Annotated in this window: 19 protein-coding genes; 6 read left to right on the top strand and 13 right to left on the bottom strand. The window is 33.7% G+C overall.

Annotated elements, in window-relative coordinates; genetic code table 11:
• Positions 1-403 precede the first annotated feature (403 nt).
• The 3 genes from AC1Q7L_RS05820 to AC1Q7L_RS05810 are packed head-to-tail and all read left to right on the top strand — an operon-like array spanning position 404 to position 2712.
• Complete coding sequence (locus AC1Q7L_RS05820; RefSeq protein WP_492306796.1) at positions 404-1156, top strand: phage tail-like protein; 753 nt, start codon at positions 404-406, stop codon at positions 1154-1156.
• Between the two features lie 15 nt (positions 1157-1171).
• Positions 1172-1915, top strand: coding sequence for a phage tail-like protein (locus tag AC1Q7L_RS05815; protein WP_492306795.1), 744 nt, complete (start codon positions 1172-1174; stop codon positions 1913-1915).
• Between the two features lie 29 nt (positions 1916-1944).
• Entirely contained in the window at positions 1945-2712 is a 768-nt protein-coding gene (locus tag AC1Q7L_RS05810; RefSeq protein ID WP_492306794.1) for a phage tail-like protein, read from the top strand.
• A 56-nt stretch (positions 2713-2768) separates the two neighbouring features.
• On the opposite strand, the gene AC1Q7L_RS05805 is transcribed toward AC1Q7L_RS05810, so the two are convergent.
• Together AC1Q7L_RS05805 and AC1Q7L_RS05800 are read right to left on the bottom strand one after the other, a co-directional pair.
• A complete protein-coding gene (locus tag AC1Q7L_RS05805) occupies positions 2769-3395 on the bottom strand; it encodes a response regulator transcription factor (RefSeq protein WP_492306793.1) in 627 nt (208 codons plus the stop codon).
• The gene (locus tag AC1Q7L_RS05800) at positions 3395-6385 is read right to left on the bottom strand and encodes a sensor histidine kinase (protein ID WP_492306792.1); all 2991 of its coding nucleotides are present in this window, start codon (positions 6383-6385) and stop codon (positions 3395-3397) included. Before AC1Q7L_RS05800 ends, AC1Q7L_RS05805 begins: the two co-directional genes overlap by 1 nt.
• A 232-nt stretch (positions 6386-6617) precedes the next feature.
• Between AC1Q7L_RS05800 and AC1Q7L_RS05795 the strand changes: the two genes are divergently transcribed.
• The gene (locus tag AC1Q7L_RS05795) at positions 6618-7331 is read left to right on the top strand and encodes a hypothetical protein (protein ID WP_492306791.1); all 714 of its coding nucleotides are present in this window, start codon (positions 6618-6620) and stop codon (positions 7329-7331) included.
• Between the two features lie 264 nt (positions 7332-7595).
• On the opposite strand, the gene AC1Q7L_RS05790 is transcribed toward AC1Q7L_RS05795, so the two are convergent.
• Entirely contained in the window at positions 7596-8435 is an 840-nt protein-coding gene (locus AC1Q7L_RS05790; RefSeq protein WP_492306790.1) for a hypothetical protein, read from the bottom strand.
• A gap of 223 nt (positions 8436-8658) precedes the next feature.
• Here AC1Q7L_RS05790 and AC1Q7L_RS05785 point away from each other — a divergent pair, with 223 nt between their 5' ends.
• Both AC1Q7L_RS05785 and AC1Q7L_RS05780 read left to right on the top strand, forming a co-directional pair.
• Positions 8659-9249 (top strand): Crp/Fnr family transcriptional regulator, encoded by a 591-nt coding sequence (locus AC1Q7L_RS05785; protein WP_492306789.1) that lies wholly within the window; start codon positions 8659-8661, stop codon positions 9247-9249.
• Between the two features lie 199 nt (positions 9250-9448).
• Positions 9449-10201, top strand: a complete 753-nt coding sequence (locus tag AC1Q7L_RS05780; protein ID WP_492306788.1) for an SDR family NAD(P)-dependent oxidoreductase — start codon at positions 9449-9451, stop codon at positions 10199-10201.
• A gap of 232 nt (positions 10202-10433) precedes the next feature.
• Here the strand turns inward: AC1Q7L_RS05780 and AC1Q7L_RS05775 are convergent, their stop codons facing one another.
• From AC1Q7L_RS05775 to AC1Q7L_RS05730, 10 genes are all read right to left on the bottom strand, one after another.
• Positions 10434-11519 carry a hypothetical protein gene (locus AC1Q7L_RS05775; protein WP_492306787.1) on the bottom strand — a complete coding sequence of 362 codons (1086 nt, stop codon included), beginning with the start codon at positions 11517-11519 and terminating at the stop codon, positions 10434-10436.
• A 160-nt stretch (positions 11520-11679) separates the two neighbouring features.
• Positions 11680-12591 carry a helix-turn-helix domain-containing protein gene (locus tag AC1Q7L_RS05770; protein ID WP_492306786.1) on the bottom strand — a complete coding sequence of 304 codons (912 nt, stop codon included), beginning with the start codon at positions 12589-12591 and terminating at the stop codon, positions 11680-11682.
• A gap of 87 nt (positions 12592-12678) precedes the next feature.
• Positions 12679-13416, bottom strand: coding sequence for an SDR family oxidoreductase (locus tag AC1Q7L_RS05765; RefSeq protein ID WP_492306785.1), 738 nt, complete (start codon positions 13414-13416; stop codon positions 12679-12681).
• A 1-nt stretch (position 13417) separates the two neighbouring features.
• Positions 13418-14332, bottom strand: coding sequence for an SDR family oxidoreductase (locus AC1Q7L_RS05760; RefSeq protein WP_492306784.1), 915 nt, complete (start codon positions 14330-14332; stop codon positions 13418-13420).
• 554 nt (positions 14333-14886) lie between these two features.
• On the bottom strand, positions 14887-15357 hold the full coding sequence (locus AC1Q7L_RS05755) for a DoxX family protein (protein WP_492306783.1): 471 nt from the start codon (positions 15355-15357) through the stop codon (positions 14887-14889).
• Between the two features lie 50 nt (positions 15358-15407).
• Positions 15408-15602, bottom strand: a complete 195-nt coding sequence (locus AC1Q7L_RS05750) for a hypothetical protein (RefSeq protein WP_492306782.1) — start codon at positions 15600-15602, stop codon at positions 15408-15410.
• Positions 15603-15635: 33 nt separating this feature from the next.
• Positions 15636-16964 (bottom strand): NAD(P)/FAD-dependent oxidoreductase, encoded by a 1329-nt coding sequence (locus tag AC1Q7L_RS05745; RefSeq protein WP_492306781.1) that lies wholly within the window; start codon positions 16962-16964, stop codon positions 15636-15638.
• Positions 16951-17340, bottom strand: a complete 390-nt coding sequence (locus AC1Q7L_RS05740) for a DUF5996 family protein (RefSeq protein ID WP_492306780.1) — start codon at positions 17338-17340, stop codon at positions 16951-16953. Before AC1Q7L_RS05740 ends, AC1Q7L_RS05745 begins: the two co-directional genes overlap by 14 nt.
• 7 nt (positions 17341-17347) lie before the next feature.
• The gene (locus AC1Q7L_RS05735) at positions 17348-17881 is read right to left on the bottom strand and encodes a DUF5996 family protein (RefSeq protein WP_492306779.1); all 534 of its coding nucleotides are present in this window, start codon (positions 17879-17881) and stop codon (positions 17348-17350) included.
• Between the two features lie 17 nt (positions 17882-17898).
• Entirely contained in the window at positions 17899-18807 is a 909-nt protein-coding gene (locus AC1Q7L_RS05730; protein ID WP_492306778.1) for an alpha/beta hydrolase, read from the bottom strand.
• Positions 18808-18823 lie beyond the last annotated feature (16 nt).

The raw sequence follows: 18823 nt of genomic DNA, 5'->3' as shown, positions 1-18823 counted from the left end.
CGACTTATAAAATAATTTAAATCCCATAAACTTCAAGATGGAGTTTATACCTTTTGTTGTGACAAAATTCTTATATTCTTTAGAGATTATATAATGACTTAAATAAGTTGCAAACTTTGAAATCCTATTTTTCAATCAAAACCTAAAATTTTTGTAGTATTTATTCTACAAACCATAGTTTTCTTCCTACAGATTCTATTCTAATTAAACCCCAAAACCGTCATAATTTCGCTCTGAAAAAAAATACTTCCCATTCCTAAAATCAGGCGTAAAACTAATGACACAAATTTTTATCAAGAGAAAACCGGAGTCTTTTCCATTTGTTTGGAAAAAGGCTCTTTGTTTATCTCAATTTTGAAAAAGAGAATATTTTGAATCAAAGTAAGGATGTAAAAACAATAACATGACTAGATTTTATTTTTCATTATTAATAACAGCTTTTGGACTCGCCAGCGCGCAGGTCGGAATTAATACAGCAACGCCTGATCCGTCTGCCATTTTAGATTTGAGCCAGTCTTCTAAAGCAGGTGGTTTGAAACTTCCAGCCGTAGCTTTACGATCTACGACCGATATTTTGACAATTCCAAATCCGGCAATCGGATTAATGGTTTTCACGACAGCAAATGCAGGAACAGGAATTAATGCTGTAACAGCTGGAAGTATATATAAATTCAATGGAACCATTTGGAAAAAACTCAGTACAAAGGATGAAACTCTTACCGGAAATGTACCCAAAGTTGTTGCATTCGGAAAAAAAACAACTGTAACAGGTTGTAACGGAGTTAATACTGCCAATTTTTCTCTCGATCAGATTAGTAACCCAGCGCTACTTACAAATGCAGGAGCATTCACAGCTCCACAAACCGGATATTACAGTTTTTCTGTGTACAGCAAACAATATATGCAGGCAAATCCTGATCAGGCTTACAATACTGCTCCATTTATTTTTGCAGTAGGTTTAGAAGCTTTTACGTATAAATTCAGAGGAAGTGGGGTGAGTGATCAGGGAGCTGCCACATCAGGAATTGTATATTTAGTACAAGGACAAGTGACCCCACCATGGCAATGGACTTTTGGTACAGGTAATACTTGCGGATCGACAGGAAGTATAAAGGAACAGAGTGTAATTTGGGAATTTATCGGAGGTACATTATAATTAAAATAAGAAAAAATGAAAAATAAAAAACTTCTTTTTACATTATTAATGAGCGTTACAGGTATTGTAAATATATATTCTCAAGTTGGAATTAATACAACAACTCCACATCCATCAACTTTACTGGATATTGGTTCAACAAATAAAGGTTTTTTGATCAATAAAGTTCCTTTACAGTCGAGAAATGATATTACAACAATTCCCAATCCTAAAAGAGGAACTTTAATTATTGCTTCTGCAACTGTGGGGGCAGGAAATGCTCAAATCACAGAAGGAACTTTATATAAATTTGACGGAAATTCGTGGCAGGAATTATTAGAAAACAACACCAATTCACAAAGCTTTTTATTCCCAAGTGTGGTTGCCATCGGTAAGAAAACGACAACAGATACTTCTTGTACAGGTATTTCAACAGCTAATTTTGCACTGACGAATCTAAATGCTGTAGGTGGAAACACAGTATCTTTCACTGGCGCGCTTACTGCGGGAAGAAGTGGATATTATTATTGGTCTATTAATATTAAACAGTTTATGCTCAGAAGATCTTATAATCCTGCAATATATCCGGGAATGTTAACGTATGCTTTCCAATTAGGATCTACAGGGGCAAGAGGTTGGCAGTCTAATAATTTTTCGGGTTCGGTGTATCTTAATCAGGGGCAGACATCGGAAGGCTTTACCTGGGATTTGGGCGGAACTTGTGTTGCGGATGATCAAATTGGTGAACAACAGGTTGTATGGATCTATATGGGAGAATAAATTTATAAAAGTTTTAAAGAATTGAAATCATGACAAAATTAAATAAAAACCTCAGCTTTATCTTTATTCTGACTGCTTCTTTAATGTTTTCTCAAGTCGGCATAGGAACGGCAAATCCTCATCCTTCTGCAGCACTGGAACTGGCAAGTGCAAATAAAGGATTAATCTTGCCACATGCAGCACTGATCTCGAAAACAGATATTGCAACAATACCAAATCCCGCCGCAGGATTAGTCATTTATAATACAAATAACAGTGATGTTTCTACAGCAGATAATATTAAAGTTTATGCAGATATTCCCTATGTTTTCAACGGAACGCAATGGCAGGATATGATGGATGATGTGAAAATTAATACATTTATTACCTTGCCTGAAGTATTTGCAAAAGGAAGAAAAACAACAATCGGTACGTCTTGTATCAATCTTAACGGAGCTCCGTTTGCATTAAATTCCAAAGATGCGAATATTGGAGATGACGGTTCTATTGTAGCGGATAAAACAGGATTCTACAAATTCACGATCAGTACGGGAATTACAGCTCAGGTGTTGCAATACAACCCTGTTTTGGCGTATTTGGGCGGAACCAATTCCAATGATATAAGATTCTCTTTTGCTTTCAGAGGGGAGCCGTCTGGGTATGCGAATAGAAATGTTTCCTATTCTTCTGTAGTTTTTCTCAATGCAGGAGATTCGTCAGGATATTTCCAGTGGATTCTGGGAAATAGTTATACCTGTGATACAGGAACCAAAATTAATCAGCAGGAAGTTATTTGGCAATATTTAGGAAATCTGTAATGATTTTCGTTTATATATTGATTTGATTTTAAGAGCTTCATTTATGAAGCTCTTTGTTATTTTATTTCTCCCAAACTATATTTTTCATGAAGTTTAATAAGTTCTACAATGCTTTTTACTTCCAACTTTTCGTAAATTCTTTTTTTGAAAGTGCTTACGGTCGACATTTTAAGATCTAATTCATTGGAGATTTCAAGATTTCCGTTGCCTTCTGCAAGTAATTTAAAAATCTGTAATTCTCTTTTGGATAAATTTTCCAAAGGTTTTATTTCCTTTCTGTTATAAATGAGAAGACGGGCAAGTTCCTGAGAATAGTAATATCCCTGCCTGAAAATAAGTGTGACAGCTTCCACAACATTTTCACTTAGTTGTTTATTAAGATAACCATCTGCGCCTTCATTAATATATTGCAAAGCTGTTTTTTCATCATAAGCGGAAAACATCATGATTTTTAAATCTGGATCTATATTTTTAAGCTCTTTTATCATGTTGAGATAAATACTTCCGGGCATATCGATGTCCAGCATGAGAAGGTCATAGCGGGTTTCAGAAATCTTTTCCTTTACATTTTCATAGTTTTCGGTAAAGTCTATTTCCAGATCTTCGTAAGTTGAATGTAAAAGTAAAGAAGCTCCCATTCTTACCACGTAATGATCATCAGCAATGAGTATTTTTTTCTGCATTAGCTCAGGTTTTGTATGATTATTTCCACTTGGGTTCCTGCCGGAATATTATTGTTAAAACTTATTTTTCCATCTAATTTTTTCAGAAGCTGGATCACAAGATGAAGTCCAAGTCCATGATTTTTAAATGAAGAAGGCTTGTTTTCAATATCATTCATTAAGTTATTGTAATATTCCAACAGCTTGTCATTCATCCCTTTTCCGGAATCTGAAATGTTGATGATCGTAGAATTGTTTTCTTCTCTCGCATTCAAAATAATGTTTCCTCCTGAAGTATTTTTTACCGCATTATCCAACAAATTATGAATAATAGCAGCTAAAATATTTTCATTGAAGTTCAATTTAATATTTTTTGAAGAATTATTAATAATTGTGGTACCTCTTTGAGAAGCAATTTCCTCAAATAATTTTCTTTTTGTTTCCAAAATATCAAAAATGGAATAGAATTTTTCCTGATATTTCAAACTTTCATTATTGAATAATTCGGTATAATTTTTAAGATTTAAAGTAAATTTATAAAGCTCTTCCGAAGATTTATAGATGGTATCAAAATACTGTTTTTGTAGTTTCGGATTCTCTGTTTCCGATAATTTTTGAGACATCGCTGAAAGATATTTTATCGGTGTTGTAATATCATGATTAATGGTCTGAATAAGATTTTTCTGATATTCAGATTCATTTTTAAGTTGATGCTGCGTGGTTTTCAATTCATCATTTTTCTGATGCACAATTTTCTTTAATTGTTTGTTTTTAGTTGTTAAAATTCTTGTCCTTAAAAGAATAATGAATAGTATTAAACCCAGAAACAAAATTGAAATCAAAAGCCTGAACCAAATGGTCTGATAAAAAAGCGCCGGAACATTGATGAATATTTTTTTGTAAGCAAATTGTCCGTCTGGCGAAATCAAAACTCTTACTTTTAAAGTATAATTTCCCGGAGAAAGGTGGCTTAATGTAAATTCCTTATCCTTCAGCCTTTGCCATTTTTCAGGTTGGTCATCTTGTTGAAGGCTGGTTTCAATATAAAGATTATCGTTGTTGGAATAATAAGGAATATCGATATAAACTGAAGCTAAATTAAAATCATTTTCAAGATTCAGAGTGTCTTTAAAATAAATGTAATCTGCAGCTTTTGATTTTGCTCTTTCTATATAAATATTTTCAGCTTTTGGATAATAAGAGGGAACTTTAAAAGGATCAAAGAATACATAACCGTCCATGGAAGGAACGACATAATCTCCATCATCCAGCTTTGTAAAGGAATTAACTGTACCATTGAATTCATTAATATTAAAACCGTCTTCTTTGGTATAGCGATAGTAAATAACCTTTGTTGTACTATTTTTTGCATACTCAAGAAGCGTATTTTCAGGAATTTTAAATAATCCGTTATTACTTGAGATCCACAAATATCCTTTTGAATCCTTTATAAGATTATTGGCATAAGATAAATAACCGCCTTCGTCGAAAGGCATTTGGGTAAATTTGTTGTTTTTATAAAGAAACAGGCCCTTTCCTCTGGTAAGGATCCAAATATTTCCGCCTTCTGTTACAATCGTACTTTTTAAGGAAAGATTGGGAATATTTAATTTTTTTATTGTTTTTTTAGATAACGATGTAATGTATAACTTATCGTCACAACCTACGAGAAATTCATCTTTATTAATTGCTATTGAAGTGCTTATTTCCGATTTGAAAGCAAAACTCCCAAGAAGATTCTGTAATTTACCATCTGAGTAAATTTTCAGATAAAATTGTGTCGCATCTTCCAGCTTTAATAGATAAAAGTCTTTGTCTTTAAATATGGCTATGGCTTTATTATTTTTACCAATGTCTACAGAATCAGGCTTTTCATAATTGTATTTAGCAAATCTTCTGTAAAGTTTTCCACTCTTTGGATAAAGAATATTATTGCTTTCATCGTAAACAAGACACCATTCATCAACTGTATTAAAATGATAATCTTTAATCAAAGAATTTTTGTCATAAACTCTTCCCTGAAAATTGATAATTTTATCTTTTCCAAAAGGAAGCACCGAATATTGTACCCTGTTTTCTAAGGTAGGATCTACTTTTGGGGTAGAAAATGAAGGTATTTTAATGATATTCAATCCTTTATTCAATGTTCCAATGTACATGGTATTATTTTCCTTGTCATACAACAAGCTGTAAATCATGGAAATGTCAATATCATTATTTTTCAGTTCGAGAATTGGGGTGGTTTTCAGACTTCCGTTTTCAAGTTGGGATAGATAAATTTTTCCTTTATTAATAATAAAATTCTGTTGATTCACATCTTGCCAGAAAATCTTACTTGAAGGATCATGATACAAAGAATTATCAGATTTAAATACAAAAATATTTTCCTCAGAAAATTTTAAAATTCTTTTATTTTTAATATCCCTTAAAAACAAAGATTCGCCAAAGCGAAAAAGATTTTTCTGATCTTCCTGATTAAACTCGATCGGAACTATTTTTTCTTTTCCTGAATTTTTCCTGTAAATAATACTTTTACTGTCAAAGAAATAAGTTCCTTTCTGAAGCTTGATAAACCCGTATTCTAAGGTATTATGAGAATTGTTTTTATTAGAATTAATGTAATCTTTATTTCTAAAAATAGTCCTTTCCGTTACATCTTTTAATAACGGAGATTTTTTATAGGTAATCGTAATTTTTCTATCCTTTATAATAAGATATTGAAACTGCCCAGAATTGTGTAATACAATATGATCCGATTTTACATTTCCTAAAAAATTTGAAAAACTGAAATTGGTAAGCTTAAGGTTTTTATAATTGTTGAAAGTTTGCCCGTCATATCTTAAAATTCCGCCGTCTGTGCAGATCCAGATAAATCCATATTTGTCTTTTACAATATCTTTAATACTGTTTTGAGGCATACCGTTATCAGTATTGTACCATGTGGAAGAATACTGCTGACCAAAAACCGTGGAAATGAGTAGAAGGGAGAATAAAAGTAAAAATTTCCTCATTTGCTGGTGATATATCCGGCTGCAAATTTACAATGAACATTTAACATAATTTTTAATTTTTGTAGAATTTTTTCTACAAATGATAGTTTTTTCTCCACAGAAAAAATTTAGCCAGAGTTTTTATTGCAATTAAATTTACAGAATTAAATATGTTTTTAATTAAAAATTTTAAATGATAATTAAAAACGTGTTTAAAAATTAAATTTTAATAAAAACAAAAAAATCAATAATTATGAAAAACAAATTTCTACTACTTTTCTCATTCGCTGTGTTCGGAATATCTTCTGCGCAGGTGGGGGTGGGAAATTCAAATCCTGCTGTAAACCTTGATGCAAGATCAGCAACGGGAAATTCTGCCATAGCTTTCGGAAACACCAACCAAACAGCAGTTGTCGCCGGAGCCGGAGCGATGAAATATGATAATACAACAAAGCAAATGTTTTACAGTGACGGTACAACTTGGGTTTCTATGGCGGCAAACCAAACTACAACGTCTTTTATTCCCAGAGTGGTCGCTTCCGGAAGAGCGGCTGTGGCACAACCTGCAGTAGCAGACAATGTATATAATAAATGGGCTTTTTCTCAGGTTTTTACCAATGATGGTGGTTGGAATCCTTCTACAAATACATATACTGTAGCTGTAGGGAAAGATGGATTTTATCAATTTGCTTTAGCTGGAGGTATTTCCAGTAATAAAGCTGCTAATGCGTCAAACTGGCTTATAAATATTAATAATGGAGCACAATTTTGGACACTCACTTCTGTTAGTAATATTCAGGCGGCAACTGCTTCTTACCGAGGAGGTTCGGTTACTATATTCTTAAATGCAGGTTCTGTCATTACCTTTGGTTCAAGACATTGCTCTGGATGTAATTCAAATGATGATGAATCTTACACTATTGCACAAGGTGCAACTTTCACCATTACAAGTTTAGGTTCAAATTAATAAAATCATAATGAAATTTCCCCTCACTTTTCATTATAATTAAAAATGCAAATGTCTATATAAAATTATTAGGAGACTTCCCATATGTCTGCTTAATTCTTTAATTTTAATTAGGTTATGGTAAAGTCTGTTCATATGAGCAGACTTTTTTTAATTTGCAGTTCGATACTATTATAAAAATCAGTTAATTTTATTTTTGACTTCTAATTTCAAAAATAACTGCTATTTATGATCCAAAAGTTATATCGTCAATGGTATAGTTTATTATTCAACCTTTTCGAGCTCAAGAATTGTTTTACTTTCGTCAATATTTTTGTATTCGAGTCTTACAAAACCAAAGACAGGATTAAAATAAGAAAGTAGTTCTGTTACTCCGATTCTGCTTTTAGCTTTGGCATTAATTATAAAGCATTCTAAATTTCCAAGTTTGGTCGATATGTTTTTCTTTCCTACAATTTCGTATTCATACATATTTTCAATAGAGCCTTTCCACTCCAGCCATCTTTTGTCCGACCAATGATCTCCGATATCCAACTTCCAATTCCATTTTGTTCCTATTTTGTATGGTGCTTTTATGTAAGGAAATGGATTTAATTCTAAAATTTCGAAAAAACTCCCTCTCGGAGGATGAATCCATACATTCATTTCGTTCTCAACAGCACCTGTAGTTTCCAGGGTAAATGGCTCACCATTCTTCATGATGTACTCATAACTGATGGCTGTTTGATTATACCCCGGAATATTTGCAAATGGGTTTCCTGAACTAGCTTGTAATAATAGCTTATCAATTGTTAAATTGTCTTGTTTTTGAATATCGACAAACTCCCAATCTGATATTGTATAACCTTCAGGCTGTAAAATTTCTTTTCCTTTTTTTATTAAAAATTTTTCATCTTTCTTATTTTGATAGTAATAAGAGTAAGTGAATTTTCTACCAACTGAATATATGATATTGTTGGAATTTACATTTTCGTCATATGTTTTGGTTTGTTCTATTTTCTCGCCTGTAATACCATCTTCATCAATGATGTATTTGTCGGGGTTAGCCTGAGAAAGATATAAGACGGGAAACAGTAAAAGAAAAAAGTATTGGATAGCTTTCATATTGTATATTTGGATTTTTAAGGTTATTGGTATTAACCAAATGTAAGAATTTCTCTAAAAGAGTTGGAAGATAAATTGTTAAAAGTTGATAAGTGACCAATAGAAGACCTTATTCACAAACTCATTGGAATTTGCAAAACTTAGTCAATTGCAGAAAACTCAATAAAGAGGATTTTTTTTTAAATGGCGTTTTAGTAAATTGCAAACAAATAGATACTTGTAAATGTCCAATTTTGAAGCTTTTTACGACTACATTCAAAAACTGTCCGGAGAAATACTTTCTGAGGGTGAAAAATTGATCATTGAGGCTCATATGACACCCAGAAGGTTCAGAAAAAAACAATATTTTCTGCAGGAAGGCGATGTATGCAAGTACACCGGATTTATCGTAAAAGGGTCTGCCAAAACATTTTCTGTGGATGAAGAAGGAAATGAAAATATTCTAAAATTAAGTATCGAAAATTGGTGGCTTGCAGATTTTGAAAGTTTTTATCATCTTACACCAAGTAACTATAACATAGAAGCAATGGAAGACCTTGAAGTTTTACAGGTTACCAATGCTCAGGTGGAAGAATTTTTTAAACCAATCCCGGCATTTTCTGCGATGATGGAGGTCATCAAGCAAAACAATGCGATTGCGAATCAAAAAAGAATGCAGACCATAATTCGTTATACCGCTGAAGAACGTTATGCCGATTTTAGCAATAATTACCCGCACTTTCTACAACGGTTTCCGCAAAATGCGATTGCTTCCTATTTAGGTTTATCTCCTGAAACCTTGAGTAGGCTGCGGAAAAAATTAAATTCAAAATAAAGCTAATCTTGTTTTCTCATCTGTTTTTACTTTTCCATTTTTTACTTTCCGTGAAATAATTATTATACTGTTTCAAATATTTAAATTGATTTAGATCAAGTACATTTAATGATTGAGATCAAGAGTGCATTTATGCTGCGGAAATATCTTTGTACTATAATTCAGAACAGAATATCTGAGAATTTTAAAATGTACAATTATGAGTAAATTAAAAAACAAAGTGGCAGTTATTACCGGCGGAAATAGCGGTATAGGTCTTGGTATTGCAGAGGCATTAAAAAATGAAGGGGCAACAGGCGCGATTGTCGGCAGAAATCAGGAAACTTTAGACAATGCAGTAGCACTTCTTGGAGATGGCTTTATTTCCGTAAATGCAGATGTGACGAAATTTGAAGATCTTGAAAGGGTATTTAAAATAACAGCGGAGAAATTTGGAAAAATTGATATTTTGGTTGCCAATGCAGGTGCAGGAAGCGTAGGAACTGTGGCAACTACCACTGAAGAAGACTATGATAAATTAATGAATTTAAACCTGAAAGCCGTTTATTTTACAGTCCAAAAAGCTTTACATTATCTGAATGACGGTAGTTCTGTTATTCTTATCGGATCAAATGCTGCACATCGTGCTTATTCTTCTTTCACACTTTATGGCGCTGCGAAATCTGCTGTAATTTATCTGGCAAAAGGATTTTCTACAGACCTTTTAGACAGAAAAATAAGAGCCAACGTTATTACACCGGGTACAACGGATACTCCTGCATTTGAAAAGTTTATTCCTGCCGAACAAGTTGATGCGGTAAAGCAACAATTCGCCGAAGCCGTGCCCGCTGGTAGGATAGGACAACCTTCTGATATCGGAAGTGCAGCTGTGTTTTTGGCTTCCGACGATTCTTCTTTTATGCTCGGTGCTGAACTGCTTGTTGACGGAGGAATGACTTATCTTGTGAAGTAATCTACATTCATCTTCAATGTCGGAAACTTGATTAGTTGGTTATACAATGGTGTTTTTTCAGTTCAAATGGCACCATTGTTTGTATCAGTAAACTTACATATCAGGATATTTTATAATGTTCAGTAAATAAATAATTTTAAGTTGGATAAAAATTTGAATTCACGATTTTTAAATCATTAATTAAATTGTTTATTAAAAGTAAATCAGCGTTAAGGATTGCAATGAAAATCTTTTATAATTCAATGTTTATTAAATTGTGTTTGCTGTTACCATTATCAGTACTATTGATTGCAGATTTAACTACTTTGAATGTCGATGTAGTTTTTACTTCCAATGAAATGGCTTTATGCCTAAAATCAGATGGAATTTCTGGAACTTCTATAGTAATTTTAACATTATTTCCGTGTTGTTCAACTTTAGTTTTAACACGGTCTTTAAGCCAGATATATTCATAAACCTGTTGCCAGGGAGCCATCCAGATTTTGTCGCTTCCTTTTTCGCCATATCGTTCGTAAAGACTGGTCATAAAGTATTTGAATTCCGGATACAGCAAGCTTATTGTCCAGAGATTTTGATTACCTACGCTGTGTGTAAATGCATTATACCAAACAGGCTGAGGTTGTTGCATTAAAGATTCCATTTTATCTAACTGTTTGCCAATAGTATGTAGGTTAAGGCTGTCTTTATTACTGCTCAATAAATCACGGGCATAAATCATATTTTTCAAGTCAACTGATTGTCCGACAGTTATTACAGGACCTTGTCCTACATAAGATGCAACAGAAAATGCTCCTGCTGAAAATGCATCGTTTTCATAATCATGCTCATAACCGGGATCATGCTTTCCACCAGGAACGACAAACTGCGTCATAGTAAATCCGAGTTTTGTTTTAACCTCCCTGATATTTTCTGCAACTTCATTATTGAAATTTGTACCGTGCTCTGTTTTATGATAATATCCATGATTCAGGATATCCCAACCGGAATTATAAAGTTGGGTAACTTCCTGCCATGATAAACGTGCGCGGTTATCGGGTTGATCATAGACAATTCCAGCATTCAAAGCGATGGCTAATCTGAAAGGTATTTTATTTCCGCAACCATCTGTATAAAACAAGCCACTGGAAATTTGTCCATCACCACCAGAATCACTATGGTATTCGTCTGGAATAGATGAGCTTACCGTTCCTCCGTTTAATAATGGATAAGCACAAGTAAATGCAGATCGATATCCATCATCCAGCGTAAAGCTAAATGCCATGTGCTTATTATATTTGAGTGGAGCTACATTTACATTTACTTTTGAAGAAGATTTCATTTTTAATTTTAGCACAATTTTTTGTTGTGAAAAAGAAATCTGGAAAGCCAGAAATATAAAAAAAAAGGAAATAATAGTATTCATTTTATTCATTTCAAAAATAGCTGATTTTTTATCTTTCGATTCATTTTTTACAAATTGTTGAACATGTGTATTAATCTCAATTAAATGATTCCCTGAATTGCAAAGGCGTCAAATTGGTTTTACTTTTAAATAATCTGCTGAATGATTGAGGGTAATCAAATCCCATCTGATATGCTATTTCGGATACCGAAAGATTGGTTGTAGATAAGATTTCTTTTGCATTTTCAATCAATTTATTGTGAATATGCTGTTGTGTATTTAATCCTGTTAACGAACGTAGCATATCACTTAAATAGCTTGCGGAAACATTTAATTGTTCAGCAACATAAAGCACAGAAGGTATTCCTTTTTGCAATGTTTCTTCTTGGTTAAAATAATTATCTAAAAGCTCGTCAAATTGTTGAATTAAATCATCATTAACAGCTTTATGTGTAATAAATTGCCTTTTGTAGAACCGACTGCTGTAATTCAGCAATAAATCAATCTGCGAAATAATAACATCGTGGCTAAAATCATCTATTCTGCTATTGAGTTCTTCATCAATAATTTTAAATACGGAGAAAATCGTCTCTTTTTCCTTCTCGGATAAATGCAACGCTTCATCGGTAGCATAGGAAAAAAATCCATACTGTTTGATTTTTTTAGATAAAGGATATGAAAGGAAAAAATCCGGATGCACCAGCAAGATACTGCCTTTGCCTTTTTTGCTTTTAGGTTTTTCAAATAATTGGCCGGGAGCAGTAAAAACCAAACCGCCTTCGCCAAAGTTGTAATGGTGTTGCCCATATTTAGCTCTCCCGATAGTATCTTTATAAGCAATCTTGTAAAAATCTAAAACCAGATAATCAGGCAAGGTTTCCGATGGCATAATCATATCTTCGAGACGGATAAAACTTACCAGCGGATGTTCAGGTTTTGGTAAACCAAACATCTGATGAAACTTTGATAATGACTGAAATTTATGCAGCTTTTGTTGTTTACTTCTCATCTTTTTAAGACTTATTTAGCTGTTGGATAAAACACTCAGAATTTTTTCTTATTCTTAGTACTCTACCTAACAAAAATACTGAATTTATTACCAAGGTGTCTCTCCGGTTTCAGGATTATATTCTTCACTGATGAACTTTCCGGTTGGCCCGTCTTCCCCGATCATAGCATATTTAGCGATCCTGATTCCTCCTTCCTGAACTGTTCCAGTACCTCTGTGACCGTTGAAATCTGTCGCTACAAATCCCGGGCAAACTGCATTTACTTTGAAAGCAGTGTCGCGCAATTCATACGCCAGATTAATGGTGTACATATTCATGGCTGCTTTGGAAGCGGGATATACAGCCGCTTTGTGACTGTAATATATCCAATCCGGATCACAATGTAAGGTAAGTGAACAACCGCTGGATGATACATTAACAATTCTCGGCTGATCTGATTTTTTAAGCAAATCAATAAAAGCCTGAGTTACCCTTACAACACCATATAAATTGGTATCCATTACTTTTTGAAATGCTTCGGCTCCGGCTTCTAAGGCCGCTTGTGGAAAGCCTCCGTTGATTCCTGCGTTGTTAATCAGGACATCCAATACTTCAGTTTTATTTCCAATTTCTTTTCTGGCATTTTCTACAGATATAATGTCCGTTACATCTAACTGAATAGCTTCCACATTTTCAAATCCAGCTTTATTAAGTTGTTGTACCGCCGATTTTCCATTCTCTAGATTTCGGCTTCCTATGAAAACAAAATATCCGTTTTCTAAAAGCTTTTTGGCAGTTTCAAATCCAATTCCTTTGTTAGCTCCTGTTATTAATGCTTTTTTCATTTTATGAATTTATTTTATTGTTATACACTTCCGCAAATTCTTTCGCGAAATCTGCCAATTTTACTTTACCTAATTCAGGTTTATTGAGATAAAAATCTTCGTATAGACTTCCATTTTCCTGTGCTTGCTGCATTGCTATCATTCCGTTCGCAATCCATTCATTAATCCCTGCCGAAAGCATTTGGTTTAATAATTCTTGAGAAGAAATTACTTTCCATTTTAAATCTGAATTACCGATAGATTTTCCTAAAGCCTGGGCAATTTCGTTTGGTGAAACTTCATCACTCGCTACGTAATGAACCGTTTTACCAAGGAAAGGTTTTCCCATTTCGTCAGCAATCGTTGATGCAATATCATAGGGAGAAACCCAAGGTTCTTTACGATCTCCACCATAGCTTTGTACGATAGCTCCCTGAGCTTGAATCATTGGCAACCATCGGTAAACATTACTAAAAAAGCCCACTGGACGTATAAACTTGATCGATACATTTTCGGGTAGTGTTTTCAGAATTTTTTCTACGTTATAATGAACCAAAAGACTTCCTGTACCTTGATCTGAATGCGCTCCAACACTGCTCAAATGAATAATTCGAGTAACACCCGATTGCTGGACAGCTTCTACATAATTGTGTGCTATTTTTTTAAATTCTTCTAAAAAATCAATATCCTTATCGAATAAGCTGCCTATTCCTTCCCAAGCTTCCATAAGATATACGGCATCAGCTCCGGTAAATGTTTCAGTTAAAAATTTTGCATCCTGAATACTTCCGATTGCAGGGATCACACCCAATTCTTCTATTGCAGATTTTCGTTCTGGTTTGCTGCTGATCACAGTTACCTGATGTCCTTTTTCAACTAATAATTGAGTGAGAGGTTTTCCTATGTTCCCTAAAGAACCTGTTATTACAATTTTCATGTCTTATCTTTTAATACTACAAAATTGCATCAACCAAGAAAAACAGAAATAACAGAATCGGGGAATTGATTAACCGAAACGGGGGAATTCAAGTGAAAAAAAACTTCTAGTAAGAGAGATTCGATATTTCTATTCCGGATTTGAATATGTAGCTTAATTATACTGTGAAGTAAGCAATAATTGGTACATTGAAGTTATATTTTCAATCAATAAAAGAGATTAACCGATATTTAATAAGTTACACTTCCTCCTTTAAGCTTCAATACAACCTTTTGTATTTTTGGTAATTACCCTTAGGAGTAACAACTACAATAATTGCACTCTTTATACTTTTAGGCGAAGTGATATGATTGTTTTTTGAGAATAATTTAGGTGATACTATATTTAAATATACCAACCTCAATATCGGCTGAAGCTCTATAAATCACAGGTTTTTATTTTTCTATGTTTGTCCCGTCCTAAAATAAATCGATTTGTTGTCAACTTATTTTAGGACGGGACAATTTGTGAAAAAAGTGTAAATCTTAACATCTTAACTAATAAGATTTATCTATTCATCCGGTTATAAATTTAGAAGAAATCAACCAGTAATCGACAGAAAAAGCGCCACTTCCTTTAAAGACAATAATTAATAAAATTGTTAACAGCAATACAAAATATTCAATACCTTCGCCTTTCTTTTTTTTGAGCCAGTTCAGTGTCCAGCCATCTGGAAGATGCATAAATAATGCACCCGAAAAAATAATAAAATTACCCATTGCGGCAATTCTGCCAAAACACCCAATTATTAGAGCAATGCTACCCAAAGACTGTCCTGCTATGATCATCCAGGTAATAAAAACAGGGATTTTTTTTGCCTTCATCTGTAAAAGAGTTTCTTTAATACCAATACCTCCACCAAGATCATCAAACCAGCCAAACAATTTTTGCATTCCGTAAGGAAAAATGATTATCCCTGCAGCAAGTCTAAGAATAAGATACACGTAATTATTCTCAGTTTGAATTATATCAAATAACTTGTTCATTTTTAGAGGTTTTATCTTATTAAAAATATTTTACGATCATCAAAATTTCTCTAATTTTCTTCTGAATCTTCCTTTTGCTTAAAATTATCAATTTCTTCATTGTTCTCTGAAATTACTGGTGGTTCTTCCATAGAAAAATCATCAATTCCTTCATCGCCTTCAGCGGTGTCTTCTGTATGTTTGAATTCTGGAGTATGGTTGTTCCAGGAAAAAATATCATTTATTTTTGAAAAAAAAGTTTTCATAGTATTAAGTTTTAAGATTAAAAAATAGATTTATTAATTTTTAGATGATTCATAAATTTTAGCAACAACCTGATGTTCTTCAATTTCACTTTCTCGATTTCCGGATCGGAAAATCATTCGCAATGCCTGATCTCGAGTTAAATATGCAATCAACCAATTGTATAAAGTTTTAATGATATTGTTATAATTCACAAGCGACATTACATGAATAAAGAGCCAAGCCAGTAAGCCAGCTAAACCACCAATATGAAGTTTATGCTTGAAAAGATCGGCCACAGCAAATTTTCTTCCTATGATGGCCATATCGCCGCGGTCAAAATATATAAATTCCTGCATCGGCTTTCCTTTTGCCAAAGCCAATAGATTTTTTGCCAACATTTTTCCCTGTTGTATTGCCGGTTGAGCAAGTTGTGGATGTCCATTTGGATAATTGCTGTCATTGGTTTGCAGGGAAATATCACCAATTGCGTAAATATTTTCAAATCCTTTCACCAAATTGTACTCGTCTGTAAGCATTCTTTTTCCTCTGCCAAGACTTTCCGCCGGAATACCTTTGAATGTATTTGCTGTAACTCCGGCAGCCCAAATAAGGGTTTTTGCTTCTATTATTTCACCATTTGATAATACGACCTGATCATCGATATAATTTTCTACAAGTGTATTCAATTTTACCTTTATTCCTAATCGATCCAGTTCTTTACAGGCAGCAACATGGGTTTTGTCACTCATAGGTTCAAGTAAATTTCCGGCTCCGTCTACCACATGTATTTCAGCAGTTTTAATATCTAAATCAGGATATTCTTTACCAATGATATAATGTTTCATTTCGGCGAGCATTCCGGCAACTTCAACACCTGTAGGTCCGCCTCCGGCAATTACGATTGTTAAAAGTTTTTGTCTTTCCTGAGGATCTTTTTCAATGGAAGCTTTTTCCAGAGTTTTTATTAATTCATTTCGCATATATAAAGCATCATCGATACCTTTTAACGAATGAGATTTTTTCTGAATAGATTCATTTCCAAAGAAATTTGTTTTAGATCCTGCTGCAAAAACCAGATAATCATAAGGTAATGTACCGCCGTCATTCAGATATAAGTCATTATTTTTGGTATCAATAAAATCAACACCCGACATTCTGAAATTTATATTTTTACCTCGAAATAACTTTCGAAAAGGATAGCTTATATTTCCAGCTTCAAGAAATCCTGTAGCAACCTGATATAAAAGTGGAGTAAAATAATTGTAATTGTTTTTATCAACAATAGTAATAGTATAGAATTTATTGTTGAAAAGTTTTCTTGTAAAATTTAATCCTGCAAAACCACCACCAATTACTACGATATTTTTTTTAGTTGTACTCATTTTTGTAATTTTTATCGGCTGTATATAGATCATCACTCCAATTGGCTAGATTTGAACCTAATTTGTAAGCACTTTTCAAAAATTCAAGCAGCAATTCATTTGGATGATCAGATTCTTGTACCGCTGAATACGGCAGTAAAAACTGTCCGATTTCTTTATGATAATAAGCTTGTTCAGGTAAAATTTCTCCGGCGTGGAAAAGCTCAGGTTCAGGATAAATATAACAGTAAAATGAAGGTTCCGGCACTGTTTCTGTACCGCTCCAAAATCCGAAATCCATTAATTCGTGACTGAAAGCATCCTGAAGAACCCAATCTGGAAGTCCCTGTATTTTTCCCGGATGATGAGGTGCTTTTTCTCCTGAAAAAAAGGCCAATGATAAATCAAATCCGCCCCAAAAAAAAGTGAATCGGACTTGCTTTTCCGGTAAAATCTTTCCTAAAGATCATCAAAACGGAGTGTATATGAAGAAGTGCGTGATGCAGATTGTTCGCATGAATAGGATTATAGGTAGCATGAATTTCATCCTTTTCAAACGGAATCGGGTTTTCAATTTCCGATGGAGTCGTCATGATATTTACATCAATATTTAATTCGTGAAGCAAATCAAAAACTTGTTTGTAAAAGTCTGCTACAGAGAGATTGTAAAGTGCAAATTGCATCGTTTCTCCTTTGCTTGTAGATATTTTTAATTTATGGGTGACAAAATCCAGATCTATTTGAAAATTAAAATCTTGATAAGGAATTGTTTGGGTGCTGAGACCAAAAGTGGTAATGTGCAAAGTGGTATTCCATGAATGATTTGCCCAGGGAAGCATTGCCAGTTTAATTTTTCCTAAAACCTGTGTGTACAATTGCAATGTTTCGTATGTTGCTTTTCCATCTTTGTAAGACAGTGCAGGCCAAATGTTTTTCATAAGTAAGTTTTTAATTATTAATCTGAATTTTTTGCAGCTAATTCTGTAATTGCTTTGGTAAAAAGACCGTTTTCTGAAAATTCTTCGAGAATATTAAAGTGATGCGCTTTCTCAACAATCAGTTTTTGGCCTTTGTTACCAACTTTTAGCCATGCATCAATAAAATTGGAAGATTGTTTGATAAAAGCTTGGGTTTCTAAGCCACCCCAAGAAACTATTATGGGAATATTGCTCGGACGAATAAGACGAATCGGACTTAAATATAAAATTTGCTCTGCCGTAATTCTTACCGTTGGCTGTACAAAAGTCTGCGATACCGGTTCCAAATCGTACAGCCCACTGATGGCTAGAATTCCTTTAACTGTATTTTTACCAAGTCCGTATTCCTGCCAATCTGTAAAAGCTGCCATCGTCGCGAGATGGGCACCAGCCGAATGTCCGGCAATAAAAATGCGATTGGGATTTCCATTAAAATCAAGAATGTTTTTAGCAGTCCATGCAATAGAATCTCTAATCTGGCGAACCATTTCCGGAATGCTGATTTTTGGTGCAAGTCCATAAGAAATAATAACAACTGTGAAGCCTGCTTTGTGTAAACCGGAAGCAACAAAATCATAATCTTCACCAACACCTAATTTCCAATAACCGCCGTGTACGAATATCAAAACGGGGGCGTCCGGTTGTTCCGCAGAATAGACATTTAATCTTTCCATCAATGTTTGCCCATATTGAACGTTTTCATAAACCGAAATTTCGTTGCGTGTTTTTAAACTTTCAGATTGATAGAGGTCTATATATTTAGGAAATTCAAGTACTGCTTTTTCAACATCATATTCTGTATCTAATTCTTCCTGAGTTTGGAATTCTCCAAAAGCGTGGCTAAGAGGAAAATAATTTCCGTCTGAATTTTCATTCTGTATTGTCATAATTTTTGTTTTTTGG

The organism is Chryseobacterium sp. GW823-FHT05E08, from assembly GCF_058795655.1.
The sequence above is the reverse complement of the archived record's forward strand: the minus strand, read 5'-3'. Positions and strand labels throughout refer to the sequence as shown.

What these genes read in the sequence shown, in the direction of transcription:
- AC1Q7L_RS05820 (WP_492306796.1), top strand. Translation starts at nt 404, where the DNA reads ATGACTAGATTTTATTTTTCATTATTAATAACAGCTTTTGGACTCGCC.
- AC1Q7L_RS05815 (WP_492306795.1), top strand. Translation starts at nt 1,172, where the DNA reads ATGAAAAATAAAAAACTTCTTTTTACATTATTAATGAGCGTTACAGGT.
- AC1Q7L_RS05810 (WP_492306794.1), top strand. Translation starts at nt 1,945, where the DNA reads ATGACAAAATTAAATAAAAACCTCAGCTTTATCTTTATTCTGACTGCT.
- AC1Q7L_RS05805 (WP_492306793.1), bottom strand. Translation starts at nt 3,395, where the DNA reads ATGCAGAAAAAAATACTCATTGCTGATGATCATTACGTGGTAAGAATG.
- AC1Q7L_RS05800 (WP_492306792.1), bottom strand. Translation starts at nt 6,385, where the DNA reads ATGAGGAAATTTTTACTTTTATTCTCCCTTCTACTCATTTCCACGGTT.
- AC1Q7L_RS05795 (WP_492306791.1), top strand. Translation starts at nt 6,618, where the DNA reads ATGAAAAACAAATTTCTACTACTTTTCTCATTCGCTGTGTTCGGAATA.
- AC1Q7L_RS05790 (WP_492306790.1), bottom strand. Translation starts at nt 8,435, where the DNA reads ATGAAAGCTATCCAATACTTTTTTCTTTTACTGTTTCCCGTCTTATAT.
- AC1Q7L_RS05785 (WP_492306789.1), top strand. Translation starts at nt 8,659, where the DNA reads ATGTCCAATTTTGAAGCTTTTTACGACTACATTCAAAAACTGTCCGGA.
- AC1Q7L_RS05780 (WP_492306788.1), top strand. Translation starts at nt 9,449, where the DNA reads ATGAGTAAATTAAAAAACAAAGTGGCAGTTATTACCGGCGGAAATAGC.
- AC1Q7L_RS05775 (WP_492306787.1), bottom strand. Translation starts at nt 11,519, where the DNA reads ATGAAATCTTCTTCAAAAGTAAATGTAAATGTAGCTCCACTCAAATAT.
- AC1Q7L_RS05770 (WP_492306786.1), bottom strand. Translation starts at nt 12,591, where the DNA reads ATGAGAAGTAAACAACAAAAGCTGCATAAATTTCAGTCATTATCAAAG.
- AC1Q7L_RS05765 (WP_492306785.1), bottom strand. Translation starts at nt 13,416, where the DNA reads ATGAAAAAAGCATTAATAACAGGAGCTAACAAAGGAATTGGATTTGAA.
- AC1Q7L_RS05760 (WP_492306784.1), bottom strand. Translation starts at nt 14,332, where the DNA reads ATGAAAATTGTAATAACAGGTTCTTTAGGGAACATAGGAAAACCTCTC.
- AC1Q7L_RS05755 (WP_492306783.1), bottom strand. Translation starts at nt 15,357, where the DNA reads ATGAACAAGTTATTTGATATAATTCAAACTGAGAATAATTACGTGTAT.
- AC1Q7L_RS05750 (WP_492306782.1), bottom strand. Translation starts at nt 15,602, where the DNA reads ATGAAAACTTTTTTTTCAAAAATAAATGATATTTTTTCCTGGAACAAC.
- AC1Q7L_RS05745 (WP_492306781.1), bottom strand. Translation starts at nt 16,964, where the DNA reads ATGAGTACAACTAAAAAAAATATCGTAGTAATTGGTGGTGGTTTTGCA.
- AC1Q7L_RS05735 (WP_492306779.1), bottom strand. Translation starts at nt 17,881, where the DNA reads ATGAAAAACATTTGGCCTGCACTGTCTTACAAAGATGGAAAAGCAACA.
- AC1Q7L_RS05730 (WP_492306778.1), bottom strand. Translation starts at nt 18,807, where the DNA reads ATGACAATACAGAATGAAAATTCAGACGGAAATTATTTTCCTCTTAGC.